Genomic DNA, 17,841 nt, shown 5'->3' on the forward strand with positions numbered 1-17,841 from the left:
GAAGCACTGACTAAAAGGACAGAGCAAATGTCACGAGATACGGCCACGCCAGAAAATACCATGCCCGAAATCGAAACCGATATAGCGCTGGTGGAAGAGATTCTTTTGCCCTGGCAGTCAGCGTTAATGGCGGATTTCCTTGGCTATCGCAACCACGTCTACCGGATGCTGCATTTCTGTTTTGCCCTTCATGATTGTCAGGGCGATGACAGGGATAAATTCATCATCGCGGCCTGTCATCATGACCTCGGTATCTGGCCTGAAGGCGTGGTGGATTATTTGCCGCCGTCGATTGCCTTGGCCAAATACTATTTGGATCAGAAGGGACAAAACGAGTGGCAGGAAGAGATCTGTTTGATGATCGACATGCACCATAAGATCCGGGCATTTAAAGATCCGAAATACCCTCTGGTTGAAGTGTTTCGTCAGGCAGATCTGGTTGATGTTTCACTGGGGAAGATACGTAAAGGGATCCCCAAGAGTTATGTCAATGCGGTGCGAGAAGCTTTTCCGAATGCCGGTTTCCATAAACGGTTAGGCGAACTGGCTTGGGAGCAGTTTAAGAAACATCCGCTAAATCCAGCCCCCATGATGAAGTGGTAATTAAAGCGACTGCAGCTTCTAAGCGTTAGCATGCCCCACGAAGTGCTTTGGGTAACATGCACCCGCGGCATACGATCGCCATGGACGGTGGGAATGCCGAAAATGCAGGAGCAATTTTCGGTCGTAAATCCTGTACACAGCGTGCCCCGCGTAGCGTTTTGGGTATAAAAAAACCTTGTTCTCTTTGCTTTAACAAAGGGAACAAGGTTCTGTAATAAGTCCTTTAAACTGGTGGTGTCATGCTTTGCAGCATGTTGACCAGTTCCTCTTCTGTCCTGGGTTCTCTTTCTAATGTGACTTCCGGTGTCGCGCCGCCTCTAAGGACGTATGCACGTGTGCTGCAATGATCATAGTGGTACCAAAGTCCACCAACACACACATTGGTGTAGCAGCGAGGGTCTTGCTTTAGCGTCATGATAGTCACCTTTAATAACCATGAGTAATTCAAGGTTAATTGGCTGTTTTGTAATCTTGTATGCCCCTAAATAGGTATATTTGGCGCCAATCACAATATTTGTGAAGCAGCGTTCGGCTTCTCGGTCTCTATCACGTTTTGGTATTTCAGTGCTTCCTTTTTCCAAGCACAGCGTTCCAGCTTACTTGTTATTCTGTAAGCGACTGTTCTAAAAGCCATTCGTAAATGCTTCGGTCATATATGTCATATTCCGCAACGCCCTGATTTAGAAATGCCAATGAAAACGTAGGGTGGTGGACAAAATGTCCCTGCCCGGAATAAATCGTCATTAATGGCCTTACCTGCGGATTACAGGCGTTTATTGCGGCCACCGTATTCTGACTGTTGGAGACGTTAACGACGCTGTCGGCGTTGCCATGAAAAACCCATATCGGCGTATTGGCAAGGTTGCATACATCGGTGGGTATGCCCCGGTAAAACCCTCCGGCCATCGAAGCAACAGCGGCTAGCTCTCCCGGGTAATCAACTGCAAATTGCAGGCTGGTCCATCCTCCTTGGCTCCATCCCGACATGTAGATCTTGTCGGGGTCAACCTTGTAGGTGGCTTTCGCATACTCAACAAAGCGCTTTAATGTAGGTGTGTTTATATTTCCCGAGTTTCGGCGCTGCGGTGACAGGACGATAAGTGGCAGGTCGCTGTCCCAGTCTCCCCCTTTCCCAAGTTGTGGTGGACCGCCAGCATCGGTGACAAAACGTAAACCATTACTTCCTGCAAAGTTCTCATTGGAGCCACCGCCGTGATTGAAAATCAGAAGCGCGAATGGCTGCTCTCCGTTTTGGGCGTAATCATTGGGAAGTTGTTCTACATAGCCGAGTGGTGAGGCTGTCGTGCCTCGCGGCCGCAAGGATTGTTGGATTGGCTGCTCGTCAACTACTCGCACTAAGCGAGCAATTTCTGTTGCTGAATTCTGATCACTATCAGTGACTGAGTATCTGACCAGATAATCGCCTGGTGTGCTGGTGTCCAACTGGTGTCGGATAACAATTTGCTCGCTGATATCTCCATCTTCAGTGTCATCTGCAAATGCTCCCTGTTCGATGTACATTTCACCCAACGAGACTTGCACTGCTTTTTCACCGATAAGGCTAAGGGTTGGAGCATCAGCCTCGGTCTCCGGCGCTGGCTCTGGAGGCGTCGGCAGGTCATCATCGCTATCACTATCTGAGCAAGCGGTAAGGACAGCGCTCATCAGCAGCAGGTAACTAGTTAGTTTTCTGGTTGATAGATAACTGGCGGTGGCTCGGATAGTTAACATGGGGTCATCCTTGTTATGAATTGCACTTATGAATAGGTACCTTTTGATGGGACCGCTAACACCATCGCTCAGGGAGATGAACGGTGGACTTCCACTTTCATTTCATCTGTTTGTTCAGAGCAAGCTGACAACTCAACAATATGAGTCGTAGATCACACTGCTGACTTGGGATTGTTGGAACCTGCGCTTAGTTAAAGAAGCGTTAAATCGATACAGGTATATTCCCGTTTTCATCCCTCACTTTATCTGAATCATTGAGTTCATCTATGAAATGGCGTTTTCTGTTTTTGATTGTGTCCGTGCTTGTCGTGGGCTGCGGTGGTTCATCCTCTGTCGACAATGCACTTAGTCCTGCTCCGGAAGATTCTGTTGATGATGGCTCTGGCGATGACAGCACTGGTGGTGAGGATGATAGTGGCAACGAGGAAGAAGATACTTCACCTGATACTCCTGTTGATTACAGTCAGAACCGCTGCAGCGATGATCTTTCCCAGGTCATTGCATTGATCAATGAGATCCGATCACAGCCGCAACAGTGTGGTGATGATGACTACCCGGCAGTCGCTCCTCTCACCAGCAATACGCTGTTGAACAGAGCGGCTGAGGGACATTCCGCCAACATGGCAAACTATGATTTCTTCAGTCACACAGGTTTGGACGAAAGCACCCCAGGCTCGCGCGTGTCTGACCAAGGATATAACTGGCGTTTTGTTGCGGAAAACATCGCCGCTGGACAGTCCAGTGCTCAGCAAGTGGTAGATGGTTGGATGGGAAGTCCCGGCCATTGTCGCAACATCATGAGTTCGCAGGCCACCGAGATGGGGCTTGCTTGCGTTGAAAATGCCAGCACCACATATACCCGCTACTGGACACAGGTGTTTGCTACACCGCAATAATGATGTGGCTAGTTTGACCATTAGCGCCCGATAAACTGGCGCTATTTTCCACAGGGTTTGCCTGAGGTTCAGGTCAAAAGACACTGGACAAAAGCAGGGCAGGCTAATAATGTTTTTTTGAAACTAAAACAATAATTTCTCTAGGGACTCAGATGAAATATCCACTTCTATCACTGGCCTTCGTTGTCAGCTTGTCTGCGTGTGGAGACAAGCCCGCAGATACCTCTGCTAAAGTCGAAGCCCCGCAACAAGCGGTTGAAAAAGCCCATGCTGGTTTTCAACTGGCTTATCCTGAAACGCGTGTTGATGGCACAACCGATGAATACTTCGGCACGATAGTCGCCGACCCTTATCGTTGGTTGGAAGATGATCGCAGTGATGAGACCGGTGCTTGGGTCAAGGCTCAGAACGAGGTGACTTTCGGGTATCTGGAACAGATCCCGTATCGTGAGACGTTAAAGCAGCGCCTCGAAGCCTTGATGGATTATGAAAAAGCCAGTGCACCATTTATCGAAGGTGAATACAGCTATTTTTATAAGAATGACGGATTGCAGAACCAAGACGTGCTTTATCGCCAAAAGCTAGTTGATGGCAAAACCGAAGGTGAGCCGGAACTGTTCCTGGACCCAAATAAGTTCAGTGAAGACGGTACCACCTCGTTAGCGGGCATAAGTTTCTCCAAAAATGGCAAGCTAGCGGCTTATCAGATCTCTGAGGGTGGTAGCGACTGGCGTAAGATTATTGTTATCGACACTGATACCAAGCAACCTCAGGGCGAAGCCCTAGTTGATGTGAAATTCAGTGGCATCAGCTGGCTGGGTAATGAAGGTTTCTATTACTCCAGCTATGACAAGCCTGAAGGCAGCGAACTCTCCGCTAAAACTGACCAGCACAAAGTTTATTTCCATAAACTCGGAACGGCTCAGTCTGAGGACGCCCTAGTCTTTGGTGGCACACCTGAACAGAAACACCGTTACGTCTTCGCTCAAGTTAGCGAAGATGGCCGTTACCTCTCTATTGGTGCTGCAGTCTCTACCTCTGGCAACAAGTTGTTTATCAAAGATCTCAGCAAGCCAACCAGCCCATTGGTAACGGTGATAGGTAATACGGATTCTGACACTGAGCTGCTCGCCAGTGAAGGTGACCGATTGCTATTGGTTACTAATATGGATGCACCTAACAAGCGCGTGGTTGAAACCACTATCACCAACCCCGTCCCTGCGACCTGGAAGGATGTGATCCCTGAAACCGACAATGTACTGACTATCACCTCGGCTGGAGGCACGCTGTATGCACGTTACATGGTAGATGCGATCTCGCAGATTAAGCAGTTTGATATGCAAGGCAAACTACTGCGTGAGATCAGTCTGCCAGGGCTCGGTACAGCGAGCGGATTTGGCGGTAAAGAAGATCAGAAGACGGTTTACTACACCTTCACTAACTATAAAACGCCGGGCACTATCTTCAGCCTGAATGTCGATAGCGGCGAATCTGCGGTTTACCGCGAATCAAACGCTAAGTTCGATCCAGCCCAGTATGTGTCTGAGCAAGTGTTCTATCTGTCGAAAGATGGTACCAAGGTACCTATGATGATCACTTACAAAAAAGGCATTGCTCGTGATGGCAAGGCGCCTACCATCCTTTACGGATATGGTGGCTTTAACATCAGTCTGACCCCGCGCTTTAGCCCTGTCGTTGCAGGTTGGTTAGAGCAGGGTGGTGTTTATGCGGTGGCAAACCTTCGTGGTGGCGGTGAGTACGGTAAAGCATGGCACATAGCTGGTACTCAGATGCAAAAGCAAAATGTATTCGATGACTTTATTGCTGCGGCCGAATACCTGATTGGCGAGAACTACACCTCAAGTGATTACCTGGCCATCCGTGGTGGCTCTAATGGTGGCCTGTTGGTAGGTGCGGTTATGACTCAGCGTCCAGAGCTGTTCAAAGTGGCGTTACCCGCAGTAGGCGTACTGGATATGCTGCGTTACCACACCTTCACTGCCGGTGCGGGTTGGGCGTATGACTACGGCACGGCAGAAGACAGTAAAGAGATGTTTGAATACCTGCTGGGTTACTCGCCAGTGCATAACGTTAAAGAAGGTGGCAAATATCCTGCGACCTTGGTGACAACGGCAGATCATGATGACCGTGTTGTACCTGCGCACTCATTTAAGTTTGCTGCGCATCTGCAGGCCAAACAGGAAGGTCCCGCGCCAGTGCTGATTCGTATTGAAACCAAAGCAGGGCACGGTGCGGGTACGCCAACCAGCAAAATCATTGAGCAGTATGCAGATATCTACGGCTTCACTCTCTACAACATGGGCGTGACGTCGCTGTAATTCAGTGCCGTGTCATTTGAAATTGGAAGCCCGGCGATTGCCGGGCTTTTTGTTTTAAAGACTTCTAACTCTGGTAAATGAAATTAGTTGTTCAGTTTTCGCTGGTCACGCCTGTCGGCAACCTGTAGATTGCGCCGCGTCTTCTTCTTTTTTTTCCTAAGCTATGAGCACTGCCAGTTTTCTTCGCTTGATTCTTCTTGCCGCACTATGGGGTGCCTCATTCCTGTTCCTCAGGATTGCTGCGCCAGCCATGGGCTCTGTTGCCCTAATTGCCAGCCGGGTAGCTTTAGCTGCACTGCTACTGGCTGTTGTCGCAGTGTGGCTTAGGAAAGCCCCTAAACTTGGTTTGCATTGGCGCCACTATCTGGTTTTGGGACTGCTCAATTCAGCCGTGCCCTGGGTGTTGCTGGCATACGCAGCACATACATTGTCAGCCAGCGTCATGTCTATTCTGAACGCCACAGCACCGATGTGGGGAATGGTGTGTGTGGCGCTAGTTGATCGCCAAGGTGTATCTGCAAAGCGCTTGTTGGGCCTAGTGCTTGGAACTGTTGGCGTTGCCATGTTGGTGGGGTTGGATCCCACCCTGTTTGGGGATGGCGCTCAAACCGACTCCAAGGGTATGTGGCTGGCTGTCGCGGCGATGCTGACGGGTACCCTCTGCTACGGTATTGCGTCAACCTATACCCGCAGTGTAAAAGGGGTCGATGCCTTTAATAATGCCCATGGCAGTATGTGGGCAGCGACTCTTTTGTTGGCGCCACTACTGTTGTTCTATCCTGTGCAATCAGAGCCTAACACCTTGGTGATGAGCTCCGTTGCAGTATTGGGTGTCGCATGTACCGGTATCGCTCTGCTGATTTACTTTAAGCTGGTGGCAGATGAAGGCGCACCTTCGGCACTGACGGTAACGTATCTGATCCCTATGTTTGGTGTGCTTTGGGGCCACCTGTTTTTAGATGAACAAGTGGGTTGGCATACTCTGGTGGGTTCTTGTGTCGTTCTAATGGGGACGGCGCTAGTGACAGGTTTTTCGCCGCTGAGGCTATTTGGCAAAGCCAAGGCGTAATTTGCTTCAGCGATGATTTTTATGTTTGGTTTTTTCGCCTAGGTCTTTTATTGCTGATGCAACCATAAAAGGCTCGTCAGCACCTTGGCCTCTTGCCAGATTATCTGCTCCGGTGTCATTAGAGCACTTTTTCTGCGAGGCATTTTCATCACTATTTGGGTTGAAATATGAGATCAGGTAACGGCCTCTAAACGCAGCCCATAAAGCCCAAAGCACCAGAGCAATTGCTAATACGCCTTCAATCCAGGGGGCGATATCTTTCCACTCCATAGTCACTACCTCCATTTGGTCGCGAGAGATCTTTCTAACCCAAACTGAAATTGGAACTTATTTCTTCCTACCATCGAAAAGAATTTTCAGGTAAATGATGGGGATTGCACTGATTAAAAAAAAGACAAAAAAGGCGACTTCTGGCTCGCCCATTTGTGCAGTTGTTATGGCCATGGAAGCAGCCATTAAGATACCTAGAATGCTGATGCTCCCGAATATGATCCAAGAAGCCTTTCGTATCCAGGGTTTCTGTTTTGGTGAGGTCATTTTTTCGAGAGAATCGACCTCGGTCAGTTGCGATTCGAGCGGGTGAATCGTTTCCCTGTTCGGCATAGGCCTCTGATAAGAGCCCTTTGGCTGTTCTGTTTCCACCAGTTTCTGCTGGTGTTTCTGGGGCCGCCATTTAGTACCCAGCGTTGGGTGAACGAGTTGATACTTTTTGGCCAAAACACTACTTCCTTGATATAGCCAAACTCATATTCCTAATGTAACGGTTTCTTCTGCTTGAGTAACTATCTGCTTCACATTCCAGCAGTTATTCACGCACAGGCATAAAAAAGCCCGGCAATTGCCGAGCTTTAAAATAGATAACGCTTACTGTACCGAATTAGAACTCTGTCGGTGCAGGTGGCGCCTGAATCGATGGTGCACGTTTCTCTGGTAGCTCTTTCAGCAGCTCTTCCACAGCGCGTTCAATCGAAGGGTCTTTGCCCATAAAGATAAGCTCTGGGCGGTCAATCACCTCGATATCTGGTGAAACACCAACGTTTTCAACATCCCATTCTCCCTCGGTATCGAGGAAGCGGAAGGTTGCCGCCAGTACCATGCCGCCATCAACCATATCTGGGTTGCCAGAAATACCGATCAGGCCACCCCAGGTGCGGGTTCCGATCAACTTACCCAGGTTGAGTTTGCGGAAGTAGTAAGGCAGGGCATCCCCACCAGAGCTGGAGTAGCCATTTATCAGCATCGCTTTCGGGCCGGTATGGCTATAGAAAGGTGTAGCATTTGGCTCGGCACCACGGCGTTTCCAGTAGTTCAGCGGCTGGCGGGCCAGCATGGCGATCATATGTTCCGGGATAAAACCACCGCCGTTGTATCTGTCATCGATAATCAGCGCTTCTTTGTTCACTTGCGGCAGGAACTGTTTGAACAGTTCACGGTTACCATCAAACAGTGTGTTTGGTAGGTGAACATACCCAACTCGGCCATTAGAGATCTTATCGACATAGGCTGCACGGCTGGCTACCCAATCCAGGTAACGCAGATTGGTTTCGCTCTTAACTGGCTTAACCAAAACCTCGCGGCCGTTTTTGCCCTTTTTGTCAGCCAGCGTCAGCGTGATTGTGCGGTTAGCACTGTTCTCAAGCAATTGGTAGAGGTTGCTGACGGTTTTGGTCGATACACCGTTAACGGCGGTAATCAGCTCACCTGCTTTTGCATCCACACCTGACTCAGTCAGAGGTGAACGGAATGCATCGTGCCAGTTCTCACCTTGGAAGATCTTGGTGATCTGGAAGTAGCCGGTCGGGTGAGATTTTATCTCTGCGCCCAACAATCCGCCTTCTGAACGTTTGACCATCGGCTGGTCACCGCTCTGCACATAGACGTGACCGGCATTGAGCTCACCGGCGATTTCGCTAAGGATATAGTCCAGATCTGTGCGATGTCCGGCGTGATCTACCATTGGGCGATACTTGTCATAAATCGCCTGCCAGTCTTGACCGTGTAGGCCTGGATCGTAGAACCAGTCGCGCAGTGTGCGCCAGCCATCGTTGAACATCTGTACCCACTCGATCTCTGGGTCGACCTTCATTTGTAGACCGCTCAAGTCCAATGCACTGTCAGCTGGCTTCTGATCTGCCGCGGCGGCAACAATGGCAAAGGTGCCGTTCTGTTTGACGAGCAGTTTCTCGCCACCGGCAGCCAGTCGGTAGTCAGAGATACCGGTTGCGACAGTTTTCACTTCTGCATCGTTGCCCAAACCCATCATCTGGAGAGTGGCGGCGCCATTCTGGCCAGAAAGCACAAATAGGCTGGTATCGTTTGCAGCGAGTTGTCGGTAGTTGCCTGCGGGGGCTACCAGAGGAATGGCTCGGGTCAGCATCTCTTTGGCTGTCAGAGTGACTTTTCCTGAGCCTGCATCGCCTTTTTCTTTATCACCGCTCGCTTTGTCACTAAGAGCGACTTCATCACTGGTCAATGCATTCGGCATTACGATGTCATCGTTCAAAGGAACCGCATAGATGCGGGTGGCTTCGTTATACAAGTAGTTGAACTCGTAAGAACTGAAGGCGAGGTTGTAGTCTCTGTTGGAGAGGAAGAAAAGGTAGCGGCCTTTCGGATCAAACATTGGTTCGAAGTCGGCCGTGTTTCCGTTACTTAGCTGGCGAGATTTGCCTTTTTTAGCATCGTATAACCAGATCTGCGGCAGGCCATTTTCGGCAATCTTTACGTAGGCCAGGTGGTTGCCATCGTTAGAGAACTGGTACTGGGTGATATCGTCAAAACGACCGGTATCCACCTTGGTGGATTTACCTTTGATATCGGTGATCCACAGGGTCTGTTTTTTGTCTGACCAAGCGAGTTTGTCTGAGCTGCCTGCCCATACTGGGGCGAACTTCCAGATATCACCGTTTTTGGTTAACGCTTTAGGCTCCGACTTGCCATCCTGAGACTGAATGTAGAGCTCGTATTCGCCGGTTTTATCGCTCAAGAATGCGATATTTTTGCCGTCAGGCGACCACGTGGTGTTGATTTCACGTGCGCTGGGTGACTTGGATTGATTACGTGTAGGGCCATTTTTCAGAGGTACAGAGAATATCTCACCCCGGGCACCGAACACTGCGCGATTGCCATCATGGGACAAGTCGAATGACTCGACAAAGCCTGATACATCGCGGTACTTCGCCTGGCGATAAGGGCGCTCGCCTGCCACCTTGATATCCAGCTTTTGGCTGGTCTTGTCTCCTGGCGCATAGCGGTAGAGGTAACCGCCAGCTTCATAAACGATCGCATCTGGACCCGCGCTTGGCCAAAGTACATCGAACTTATCATGCTGAGTGACCTGAACTGGTTCACCATCTTGCTGATAACGGAACAGGTTCAGCGTGTAGTTACGATCTGAGGCGAAATAAATGTCATCACCTACCCAGACCGGTTGGTTATCCGTGCCGGCAAAGTCAGTGAGCTGCTTGCTTTGGTTCGTTGTCAGGTCATAGGTCCATACATCCTGAGCTCGACCACCTTTGTAGCGTTTCCATGTGCGCCATTCGCGGTCGATAGGTGTATAAACCAGGCTTTTGCCATCGGGAGAGAGCATACCGCCGCCACCTTCAGGAACGGCCAGCGGCACCGGCATACCACCTTCGGCGGGCACCAGCATTGGACGACCCATACGTTTGCCCCAAGGCAATCGGTTGGCACGGAATAGCACATGTTTGCCATCTGGTGTCCAATCTAAGACGCGGTAATCAAAGCCGCCGCGAGGTGCCATTGGGCCGACATCATTGTAGTAGGTCAGCTGCTTTAAACCGCTGCCATCAGTATTCATCACCCATACCTGGCGATTGCCACCGTACTCGGCAGAGAAGGCGATCTGTTTGCCATCGGGTGAAAACTTAGGAAACAGCTCCAACCCTTCGTCTGAAGTCAGGCGGGTGGCGGTGCCGCCCTCAGTTGAAGAGATATAGATATCCCCCGCATAGACAAAGGCGACCTTGTCTTTGTGAATGTCGGCGAATCGGAGTAGGCGTGTGGCGTCTGTTTGGTCGCCGGCATAAGCACTGCCGGTCACCGCCGCTGTAGATAGCAGCAGTGTCGATAACCAGTGTTTGTTCATGAACAGGTCCCTGTGAGATTTATAGTTATATCCAGTCGTGGATCTACCCTGGAGAGTGTAAATTCTAGATGCTTTTTAGCAGGATAGAGTATGAACAGCGAACAATGAATTGACTAGTGGATTAGTGTTACGGGTTGTTAAGCATATGCGCTGTTTTTGTTGATAAATTGGTCTATGGCGCTTTATTATTAGTGAGTTCTAATTATGATTGCGCTGTGTTTCAAACATGGTGATGCTCAAGCAGTTAGTTATCCCACTCAAAGGAATGGAGTTTTAAGGATGAATTTAAGTCGTTATCTGCGTTGGCCTGCTCTGGCTTTGATTTTCATTTTGTCTGCCTGCGGTGGCGGATCTTCTGGTGGCAGTACCCCAGTCAGTGAAGAAGATGATGGTCCTATCGGTGAGAATTTTGAAGATCTATTGATTGGTGAATGGAGCACTGGATGTCATACCGGCTCTATCTCTTGGATCCTCACTATTGAGTTTGTCGATTATGAAAACGCAAGAGATTCTGAGAAAGAGTATGACTCTTACGAGTGTGAAGGCACTCCGTCCTGGAGTTTTAGTGGCACCTTTACTTATAACTTGGGAGCTACTTTCTATACAGAAAATAACGAAGAAGTAACCGAAATTGATATCACCTATGATGATGGTGAGATGCTCTATACCATTGTATATATTGATGAATCTGGTGTTCTTTACTTCGGAGAAAAAGAGGGAGAAAACAGAGGTGATACACCTGCCACGCGAAGAGTCGCAGTTCGATATAGACTACCAATGTACAAGCAGTAGCTGTCGTGCTTGACCGAATTTATGAGGGCTGAAGCATTGCAAATGTCTCAGCCCTTTAGATTTGTGGGTAGGTAACCTAGAGTTTCACTAACGTTCTCCCTGTCACCTGGCCTAGTGTTATCTTTTCAGCATACTCCGGCGCTTCTTTCAGGCCGATTTCTGTGGTTGCCTGTTCGTAGAATGCATCAGGTAAAAGCTCGGCTAAGCGATGCCATGCCGCTTTGCGTTTCTCATAGGGACACATCACCGAATCGACCCCCAGCAGAGCGACGTTACGCAGGATAAATGGCATCACTGTGGTAGGTAGATCGAAGCCCCCTGCCAGGCCGCACGCAGCGACTGCACCGTTGTAATTTACCTGCGATAACACTTTCGCCAGTACTTTGCTGCCCACCGTATCTACTGCACCGGCCCAAAGTTGTTTGTCCAACGGACGAGCTTTTTCCTCTAACTCACTGCGTGAGACGATGCGGCTTGCCCCCAATGATGTCAGCAGGTCTGCGTTTTCTGGACGACCGGTGACGGCGGCAACCTTGTATCCCAGATTGGCAAGTAGGGTCACCGCGACTGAGCCTACGCCACCGCTGGCGCCTGTTACCAGAATTTCACCGTCTTCAGGTTTTAGTCCGTAATCTTCCAGCGCCATCACACACAACATGGCCGTGAAACCTGCGGTACCAATAATCATCGCCTGTTTGCTAGTCAGGCTCTCTGGCAGCGGTACCAGCCACTCTGCTTTGAGCGAGGCTTTTTCGGCTAAGCCTCCCCAGTGGTTTTCACCGACACCCCAACCGGTCAGGATCACTTTGTCGCCAGTCTTATAACAGGGATGTTTGGAGTCAGACACGGTGCCAGCCAAGTCGATACCGGGAACCAGAGGAAACTGACGGACAATCTTGCCTTTACCCGTAATGGCAAGACCATCTTTGTAATTGATTGACGAGTAATCCACGTCAATCAGTACCTCTTCCTGAGGCAGTGCAGATTCTTCCAGATTTTTAATAGAAACGGTTTGTTGATCATTTTCTTGATCGATTACCAGAGCATTGAACACGTGAAGCTCCTGTTTTTTTTGAAGAGATATTGAGAGGAAGGAAGTGAGCGTAAGTGTAGTGCTAAATTGAGCAAAGTAAGGATGATTGGATCAATTTCTCAAGTAACAAATTAGCGTCTGTTGAACTAAAGAAACTTGCGCTTCTGCACGATAAAAAGGGTATCCACCGGATATATTGTTGTTTAACTCTCAGGATCCAAATTAGTAGGAGAGGTCGGGTGTTTGTCAGCCATGGTAGTTATCAAATCGTTCCTCTTGATAGCGGACGTATCATTAAAGTCATTTTTACCGGAGCCTGGAATAAGGAAGCGGTTGCTGGTTTTTTCCAAGATATGAAGACATGCCCGAAAGCAGATATTTGGGTTGCGATGGCAGATCTGAGAGATTGGGAAGGTGCAACGCCTGATTTGATTGCGGCTTATATGCCCGTTATTGACTGGTGTTTGGCCAACGGCGAATGTGCGACAGTACATGTGTATAAGCATGATTGGCAGCGACTCTTTGTTGACAAATTGCGCGCTTATCGAGAGCAGCAGGGTGTGCCTCAGGCTAGCTTTCAGAGCGAAGCCGGGGCAATCGCGTGGGCCAATAGTCAGCTTGATGAAGTGACGGCGAAAAAGGTGGTTAACTCCAGAGCCTGAGTGTTTATCGAAAATTGGTTGTTTCACCAACAAAAAAGTGTAGAGTGCGCGACATCAGATCCAATTCAAAGAGAGAGCAACCATGTCAGCCAGTCCAAGTCCTGTGAGCAAGCTGTTCGGTGAAAAGTCAGAAGTGCGCTACGAAGCGTTTTTAGAGCAAGCACTAGCTGAAAGTCAGGTGTGGGTATTGAGAGACGATGAAGGTTGTTTGATCGTCAATGCGGGCAACGAAGAGTGCCTGCCGGTTTGGCCAACGGAAGATGCAGCCAAAGCGTGCGCAATTTCAGATTGGAAAGGGTTAGTGCCGCTATCAATCAGTTTGGCTGATTGGGTAGAGAAATGGCTACCTGGCATGGAGAAAGATGACCGCGTTGTGGCTGTCTTCCCAAATCTTGCGGGTGAATCATTGGTTGTTGCGCCAAGCGAACTGCTTGCCGAGCTAGAAGCGTAAGCATCATCAAATCGAAAAAAGCGTGTTCATTTGAACGCGCTTTTTTTATCTCTTTTTTCGACAACTTGCTCAATATTTCTTTTTCCTTTCTTTTCTCCTCAACGCCCCCTCAATAGTTCAACTTCAAGGCCCTTCTGTCTGCCTGATGCTGTTAAACCCGTCGGTCTGATAGCTTGTTCGAAAATCCGTAAAGGCGGCGTACCCGTATACCTGAGACACGCATTGAACCCAATTGTTATGGGTTGATTCAAAGGAGAAGGTTAGGTGAGTGAACTCGTATCAAGCCGAAAAGAGCATGAGGTGTCCCGAATCATTGAGATGGCGTGGGAAGACCGCACGCCCTTTGAAGCCATAGAACACTTGTTTGGGTTACCTGAGAAAGCGGTGATCCAGCTGATGCGAAAACAGCTTTCAAGCAAAGCCTTTAAAAACTGGCGAACGCGGGGGGCATCTCGCGCCACTAAACATCTCAAGTTGCGTAGCAGTGATATCAGCCGCGGCTACTGCAAAACGCAGTACAAGATACGTGGTAACAAGTAGCAGGCTTGAAGCTTCACAAGCATTGTTGAAGCGTTTGAGCTTTGAGGAACTTGATAAGCATGGCGGTTAAAAAGTCCAAACCGATTCCCACCTCTCGACTCTCTCGACTGAAGAAGTTTGGCGGTCTTGTAGGCGGTGTTGCCGCTCAGATGGCCTTTGATGGCGCTGCGCAGTTGATCAGCGGTCGACGCCCATCGATTGATGATCTGCTCTTAACCCCAAAAAACATGCTCCAACTTGCCGATAAGCTCGCTCACCTGCGCGGTGCTGCTATGAAACTCGGACAGATGATGTCAATGGACATGGGTGAATTACTGCCCGAAGAACTGGCTGAGATCCTGGCTGTTCTCAGAGACTCCGCTAACCCTATGACACCTTTGCAACTGGAATGGATGCTGATTGAAAATTGGGGGGACGATTGGCGGCAACGAGTGGCTGACTTTGAAAACGGACCTTTTGCGGCGGCTTCAATTGGCCAGGTCCACAAAGCGACAGCAAAGGATGGCACACCTCTCGCTGTTAAGATTCAGTATCCCGGTATCATTCAGGCGATTGACAGTGATATCGATAACCTTGGCGCGCTGCTAAAGCTAACTAAACTGGTGCCGCCGCAAATCAAGCTGGACGCCTTACTGGCGGAAGTTAAATCACAATTGAATTCAGAAGCTGACTATCGAAAAGAAGCCGCTTTTTTGCAGAGCTATCGGCAAAGAGTAGGGCATATGCCAGCGATCACGATACCGGATGCTATCGATAAACTCAGCAATGAGCGCATCCTCACCATGACCTATGTCGAGGGTATCGGCTTAGACAAGACATTGGCGTTTGAACAAGCCATACGAGACCGTTTGGGGCAAACATTAGTCGAGTTGTTAGTGGCTGAATTGTTTGAATTTCGATTACTGCAGAGTGACCCAAACCTGGCAAATTATCTGTATGACCCAAAACAGGACAAACTGGTCTTGTTAGATTTTGGCGCGACTAGGCCCATTCCACAGAATATTAGTGACGCATACCGCCAGCTGATAGTGTTTGTTGCAAAGGGGGAATGGGCGAATGCATTTGAAATTGCCGTCAACCTTGGATTCTTTCAGCGCAATTCGTCGAGACAAGTGCAGGATATCTTTAAGCACATGTGTGCTATTGCTGCAGAGCCGCTGCTCTTTGCTGGCGCATATGATTTTGGCCAAGCGGATATTGCGAAGCGGATTCAGAGCTTATCGCAGTCGTTGATACCGCACCGCCATACCTTAGGCGAGCCGCCAGCTGACGCGCTGTTTATTCATCGCAAGGTGGGAGGGCTTTATCTTTTGTTATCCAAACTTAGAGCAAAAGTGAATATCAACGAGCTCGTTGCTCCCTTTCTGAAATAAATCCCACACGCGCCGGGTCTTTATATGTAAGGCCGGCCAGCCAAACCATACAAATCGAATGCTGGAGATATGACAATGAATGAGAAGACTAAATCGAGACTATTTACTGCTGGCAGCGTGGTTTTGGCGGCCATCTATCTAATGTTCGGCGCGGGCAAGTTTATCGACCCGGCGAAATGGACTGACAAGTTTGTCGCCTGGGGAATACCCGAGTGGTTCGTATCTGTGTCAGGGGCGTTAGAGGTACTTGGCGCTATTGGCCTGTTGATACCTTTCTTGCGCGGTCCTGCAGGCATAGCGCTGGCGCTGTTTATGGTGGGTGCTGTGGGTACGCATGTTGTTCATGCTGAAATCGGTATGATCTTTGTGGCGGGCGCGATACTGGTCGCTAGTGCAGTCGTTGGATGGTTGAGGCTACCTGAAACTATGAGCTTGTTCACTGGCACAAAACTGGCAGCGCAATAGTGTCCCTATATTCAGAAAGTTTTGCTCACAATGATGACCTGACGGAGGAAGAATTACTCTTCCTCCGAAACGACAAACTGAGGGGAGTTAAAAAGTAACCTCCAACGAAATGTTGTTAACTCCTGGCACTATGCGCCAGTTAAATGCACTCTTTTCCCCATTGTTGAAGCGCTGCTGATAGCTTTCCCAACTTTCCGAAGCTTGGTCTGGTTGTGACCAAATAGCGGCTTCGCCAATCGCAATGCCAAGTGCGGCCGAACCGAGTGCATCATCACTATCACCAAATGCTGCAATGGCCCCTGCGCCGAGCAAGTTCACGCCAACGGTGATCAGATGTGGTTTCCAGGTGTAACGCTCATCAGCGCGCCAGCTGCTTTGCTCCAGCATCTTTTCGGCTTCTGCAAGTTTGGCGATTTTCTCTGCGCGGGTATTCCCCGGCAGTGCCTGGTATTCATCCCAGCCGTCGACCACAGGTAGTGGTTTAAGTAGCATCATCGCTAATCCACCAGCAGATTTTACTGCGCCGACCCATTGCTTGGTGGATTCATCAGAGTCGTCTTCGTCTATCGCTTTATAGAGTTGAGCCGTGGCAGCAACACCATAGAAGCCGGTCCAGCCATATTGCCAATACTTTGATGGTGTCTGAATATCCGTGAGCTTGGCATCAAGAAAGCTTAAGCGGGCGTCTATTTCAGATTCTTCCAGTCCTTGATAATCCCTCGCCATGATTGGGGTAGAGATTAAGCAAGTTGCCAAACCTGTGGCAATAAGTCCTGAGCGGGTGGTTAGGAGCATTTGGTCTCTCCCTGAACGTTTTTTCTAAGCATAGAGTAATCCTGCTGACGTAACAGCCTAACAATTCAGCAAATTTATTAATTTTAGGGTTTTGGTCCCTATGTCATCTCCGAGCTGGGATTGAGCAAAGGGTGTGCATGGCTTTTTTAGCAGGTTGATAGCATCAGTAGGCAAAGGAGGTTTCACACTACATCGAAACAGTCTGTTGTGTTTAATAGGAATGTGGCTCATAAACCAAAAAGCCCTCGCTAGCGAGGGCTTTTATGGGCAATACGGAAAGGTCTATTTAGCGCGACGGCGCAAACCTAAGCCTGCAAGGCCAAGACCAAACAGAGCAATGGTGGCCGGAGCCGGCACGTCCATAGCGTTGGCAACCAAGATAACTTTTTCCCATGCGGTGCTGCTGTTCAAGCCGGTATAACTACCAGCACGATAGCCACCCACCCAGTCAAAGGTATGCCAGCAGAGGCGGTCACGTTCGCCACCGCCTGCGGTGTCACACTGGTATTTACGAACTGAGTCGCCAAGGCCCGCAAATCCCCATGACCAGTTGTCTGCATAGTACCATTCAGCACCATTTGCGGTATGGGTTACACCATTGTCAGCCGCGCCTGTGTCTGTCAGAACGTCGTCCCAGCCTGCAGCGGCTAAAACTTCAAATACATCTGAACCTGTGCGACGGGCAGCCAGCATCAGGTAGTCGCCAGAGCAATTTGCCAAAGCGGCATCAGCACTGTTACCCAGAGGTGTGGCATAGGTAGAGGAGTAACACTCACTCCAACCCCAGGTGTTTGTCACAGTGTTTACGGCAACATCATTTTGAGGGCCATATGGGATAAATGCGGCACTGGCTGCTGTGGATGCAGCCAGCAAAGCGACTCCCAAACCTGCTTTTACTGCTTTATTCAACATAACCGACTTCCTTCTTATGTCGTCTTTTATAGTTGGCGGAGAACAAGCAATTACCGGTCCAAATAACTT

Annotated in this window: 18 protein-coding genes; 10 read left to right on the forward strand and 8 right to left on the reverse strand. The window is 49.4% G+C overall.

The features are described from left to right. Positions 1 to 27: 27 nt before the first annotated feature. Positions 28 to 603 (forward strand): hypothetical protein, encoded by a 576-nt coding sequence (locus ABEA14_RS00810; RefSeq protein ID WP_345337833.1) that lies wholly within the window; start codon positions 28 to 30, stop codon positions 601 to 603. 223 nt (positions 604 to 826) lie between these two features. On the opposite strand, the gene ABEA14_RS00815 is transcribed toward ABEA14_RS00810, so the two are convergent. Then, on the reverse strand, positions 827 to 1,018 hold the full coding sequence (locus ABEA14_RS00815) for a hypothetical protein (RefSeq protein WP_345337835.1): 192 nt from the start codon (positions 1,016 to 1,018) through the stop codon (positions 827 to 829). 188 nt (positions 1,019 to 1,206) lie between these two features. Beyond that, a complete protein-coding gene (locus ABEA14_RS00820; protein WP_345337837.1) occupies positions 1,207 to 2,334 on the reverse strand; it encodes an immunoglobulin-like domain-containing protein in 1,128 nt (375 codons plus the stop codon). Positions 2,335 to 2,600: 266 nt separating this feature from the next. Between ABEA14_RS00820 and ABEA14_RS00825 the strand changes: the two genes are divergently transcribed. The 3 genes from ABEA14_RS00825 (at position 2,601) to ABEA14_RS00835 (ending at position 6,638) form a co-directional block, all read left to right on the forward strand. After that, positions 2,601 to 3,230, forward strand: coding sequence for a CAP domain-containing protein (locus tag ABEA14_RS00825; protein WP_345337838.1), 630 nt, complete (start codon positions 2,601 to 2,603; stop codon positions 3,228 to 3,230). Positions 3,231 to 3,382: 152 nt separating this feature from the next. Continuing rightward, positions 3,383 to 5,569, forward strand: coding sequence for a prolyl oligopeptidase family serine peptidase (locus ABEA14_RS00830; protein ID WP_345337839.1), 2,187 nt, complete (start codon positions 3,383 to 3,385; stop codon positions 5,567 to 5,569). A 163-nt stretch (positions 5,570 to 5,732) separates the two neighbouring features. After that, the gene (locus ABEA14_RS00835; RefSeq protein ID WP_345337840.1) at positions 5,733 to 6,638 is read left to right on the forward strand and encodes a DMT family transporter; all 906 of its coding nucleotides are present in this window, start codon (positions 5,733 to 5,735) and stop codon (positions 6,636 to 6,638) included. A 6-nt stretch (positions 6,639 to 6,644) separates the two neighbouring features. On the opposite strand, the gene ABEA14_RS00840 is transcribed toward ABEA14_RS00835, so the two are convergent. From ABEA14_RS00840 to ABEA14_RS00850, 3 genes are all read right to left on the reverse strand, one after another. Next, entirely contained in the window at positions 6,645 to 6,908 is a 264-nt protein-coding gene (locus ABEA14_RS00840; RefSeq protein WP_345337841.1) for a hypothetical protein, read from the reverse strand. 57 nt (positions 6,909 to 6,965) lie between these two features. Further along, positions 6,966 to 7,355 carry a hypothetical protein gene (locus ABEA14_RS00845; RefSeq protein ID WP_345337842.1) on the reverse strand — a complete coding sequence of 130 codons (390 nt, stop codon included), beginning with the start codon at positions 7,353 to 7,355 and terminating at the stop codon, positions 6,966 to 6,968. Positions 7,356 to 7,515: 160 nt separating this feature from the next. Beyond that, on the reverse strand, positions 7,516 to 10,749 hold the full coding sequence (locus tag ABEA14_RS00850) for a S41 family peptidase (protein WP_345337843.1): 3,234 nt from the start codon (positions 10,747 to 10,749) through the stop codon (positions 7,516 to 7,518). A 279-nt stretch (positions 10,750 to 11,028) separates the two neighbouring features. Here ABEA14_RS00850 and ABEA14_RS00855 point away from each other — a divergent pair, with 279 nt between their 5' ends. Then, positions 11,029 to 11,541 carry a hypothetical protein gene (locus tag ABEA14_RS00855; RefSeq protein ID WP_345337844.1) on the forward strand — a complete coding sequence of 171 codons (513 nt, stop codon included), beginning with the start codon at positions 11,029 to 11,031 and terminating at the stop codon, positions 11,539 to 11,541. Between the two features lie 76 nt (positions 11,542 to 11,617). Here ABEA14_RS00855 and acuI read toward each other — a convergent pair whose 3' ends face one another. After that, complete coding sequence (gene acuI / locus ABEA14_RS00860) at positions 11,618 to 12,595, reverse strand: acrylyl-CoA reductase (NADPH) (protein WP_345337845.1); 978 nt, start codon at positions 12,593 to 12,595, stop codon at positions 11,618 to 11,620. A gap of 218 nt (positions 12,596 to 12,813) precedes the next feature. On the opposite strand from acuI, the gene ABEA14_RS00865 reads away from it, so the two are divergent. From ABEA14_RS00865 to ABEA14_RS00885, 5 genes are all read left to right on the forward strand, one after another. Continuing rightward, complete coding sequence (locus ABEA14_RS00865; RefSeq protein ID WP_345337846.1) at positions 12,814 to 13,236, forward strand: hypothetical protein; 423 nt, start codon at positions 12,814 to 12,816, stop codon at positions 13,234 to 13,236. Between the two features lie 82 nt (positions 13,237 to 13,318). Then, positions 13,319 to 13,687, forward strand: coding sequence for a DUF2750 domain-containing protein (locus ABEA14_RS00870; RefSeq protein WP_345337847.1), 369 nt, complete (start codon positions 13,319 to 13,321; stop codon positions 13,685 to 13,687). A gap of 264 nt (positions 13,688 to 13,951) precedes the next feature. Beyond that, entirely contained in the window at positions 13,952 to 14,227 is a 276-nt protein-coding gene (locus ABEA14_RS00875; protein WP_345337848.1) for a TIGR03643 family protein, read from the forward strand. Positions 14,228 to 14,286: 59 nt separating this feature from the next. Next, positions 14,287 to 15,600, forward strand: coding sequence for an ABC1 kinase family protein (locus ABEA14_RS00880; RefSeq protein WP_345337849.1), 1,314 nt, complete (start codon positions 14,287 to 14,289; stop codon positions 15,598 to 15,600). A gap of 75 nt (positions 15,601 to 15,675) precedes the next feature. Then, the gene (locus ABEA14_RS00885; protein ID WP_345337850.1) at positions 15,676 to 16,065 is read left to right on the forward strand and encodes a DoxX family protein; all 390 of its coding nucleotides are present in this window, start codon (positions 15,676 to 15,678) and stop codon (positions 16,063 to 16,065) included. Positions 16,066 to 16,152: 87 nt separating this feature from the next. On the opposite strand, the gene ABEA14_RS00890 is transcribed toward ABEA14_RS00885, so the two are convergent. Together ABEA14_RS00890 and ABEA14_RS00895 are read right to left on the reverse strand one after the other, a co-directional pair. Next, positions 16,153 to 16,860: a hypothetical protein gene (locus ABEA14_RS00890; RefSeq protein WP_345337851.1), complete on the reverse strand. Its 708-nt coding sequence runs from the start codon at positions 16,858 to 16,860 to the stop codon at positions 16,153 to 16,155. Positions 16,861 to 17,142: 282 nt separating this feature from the next. Then, a complete protein-coding gene (locus ABEA14_RS00895; protein WP_345337852.1) occupies positions 17,143 to 17,772 on the reverse strand; it encodes a PEP-CTERM sorting domain-containing protein in 630 nt (209 codons plus the stop codon). Between the last annotated feature and the right edge of the window lie 69 nt (positions 17,773 to 17,841).

Source organism: Corallincola platygyrae, from assembly GCF_039544265.1.
Taxonomy (GTDB): Bacteria; Pseudomonadota; Gammaproteobacteria; order Enterobacterales; family Neiellaceae; genus Corallincola; species Corallincola platygyrae.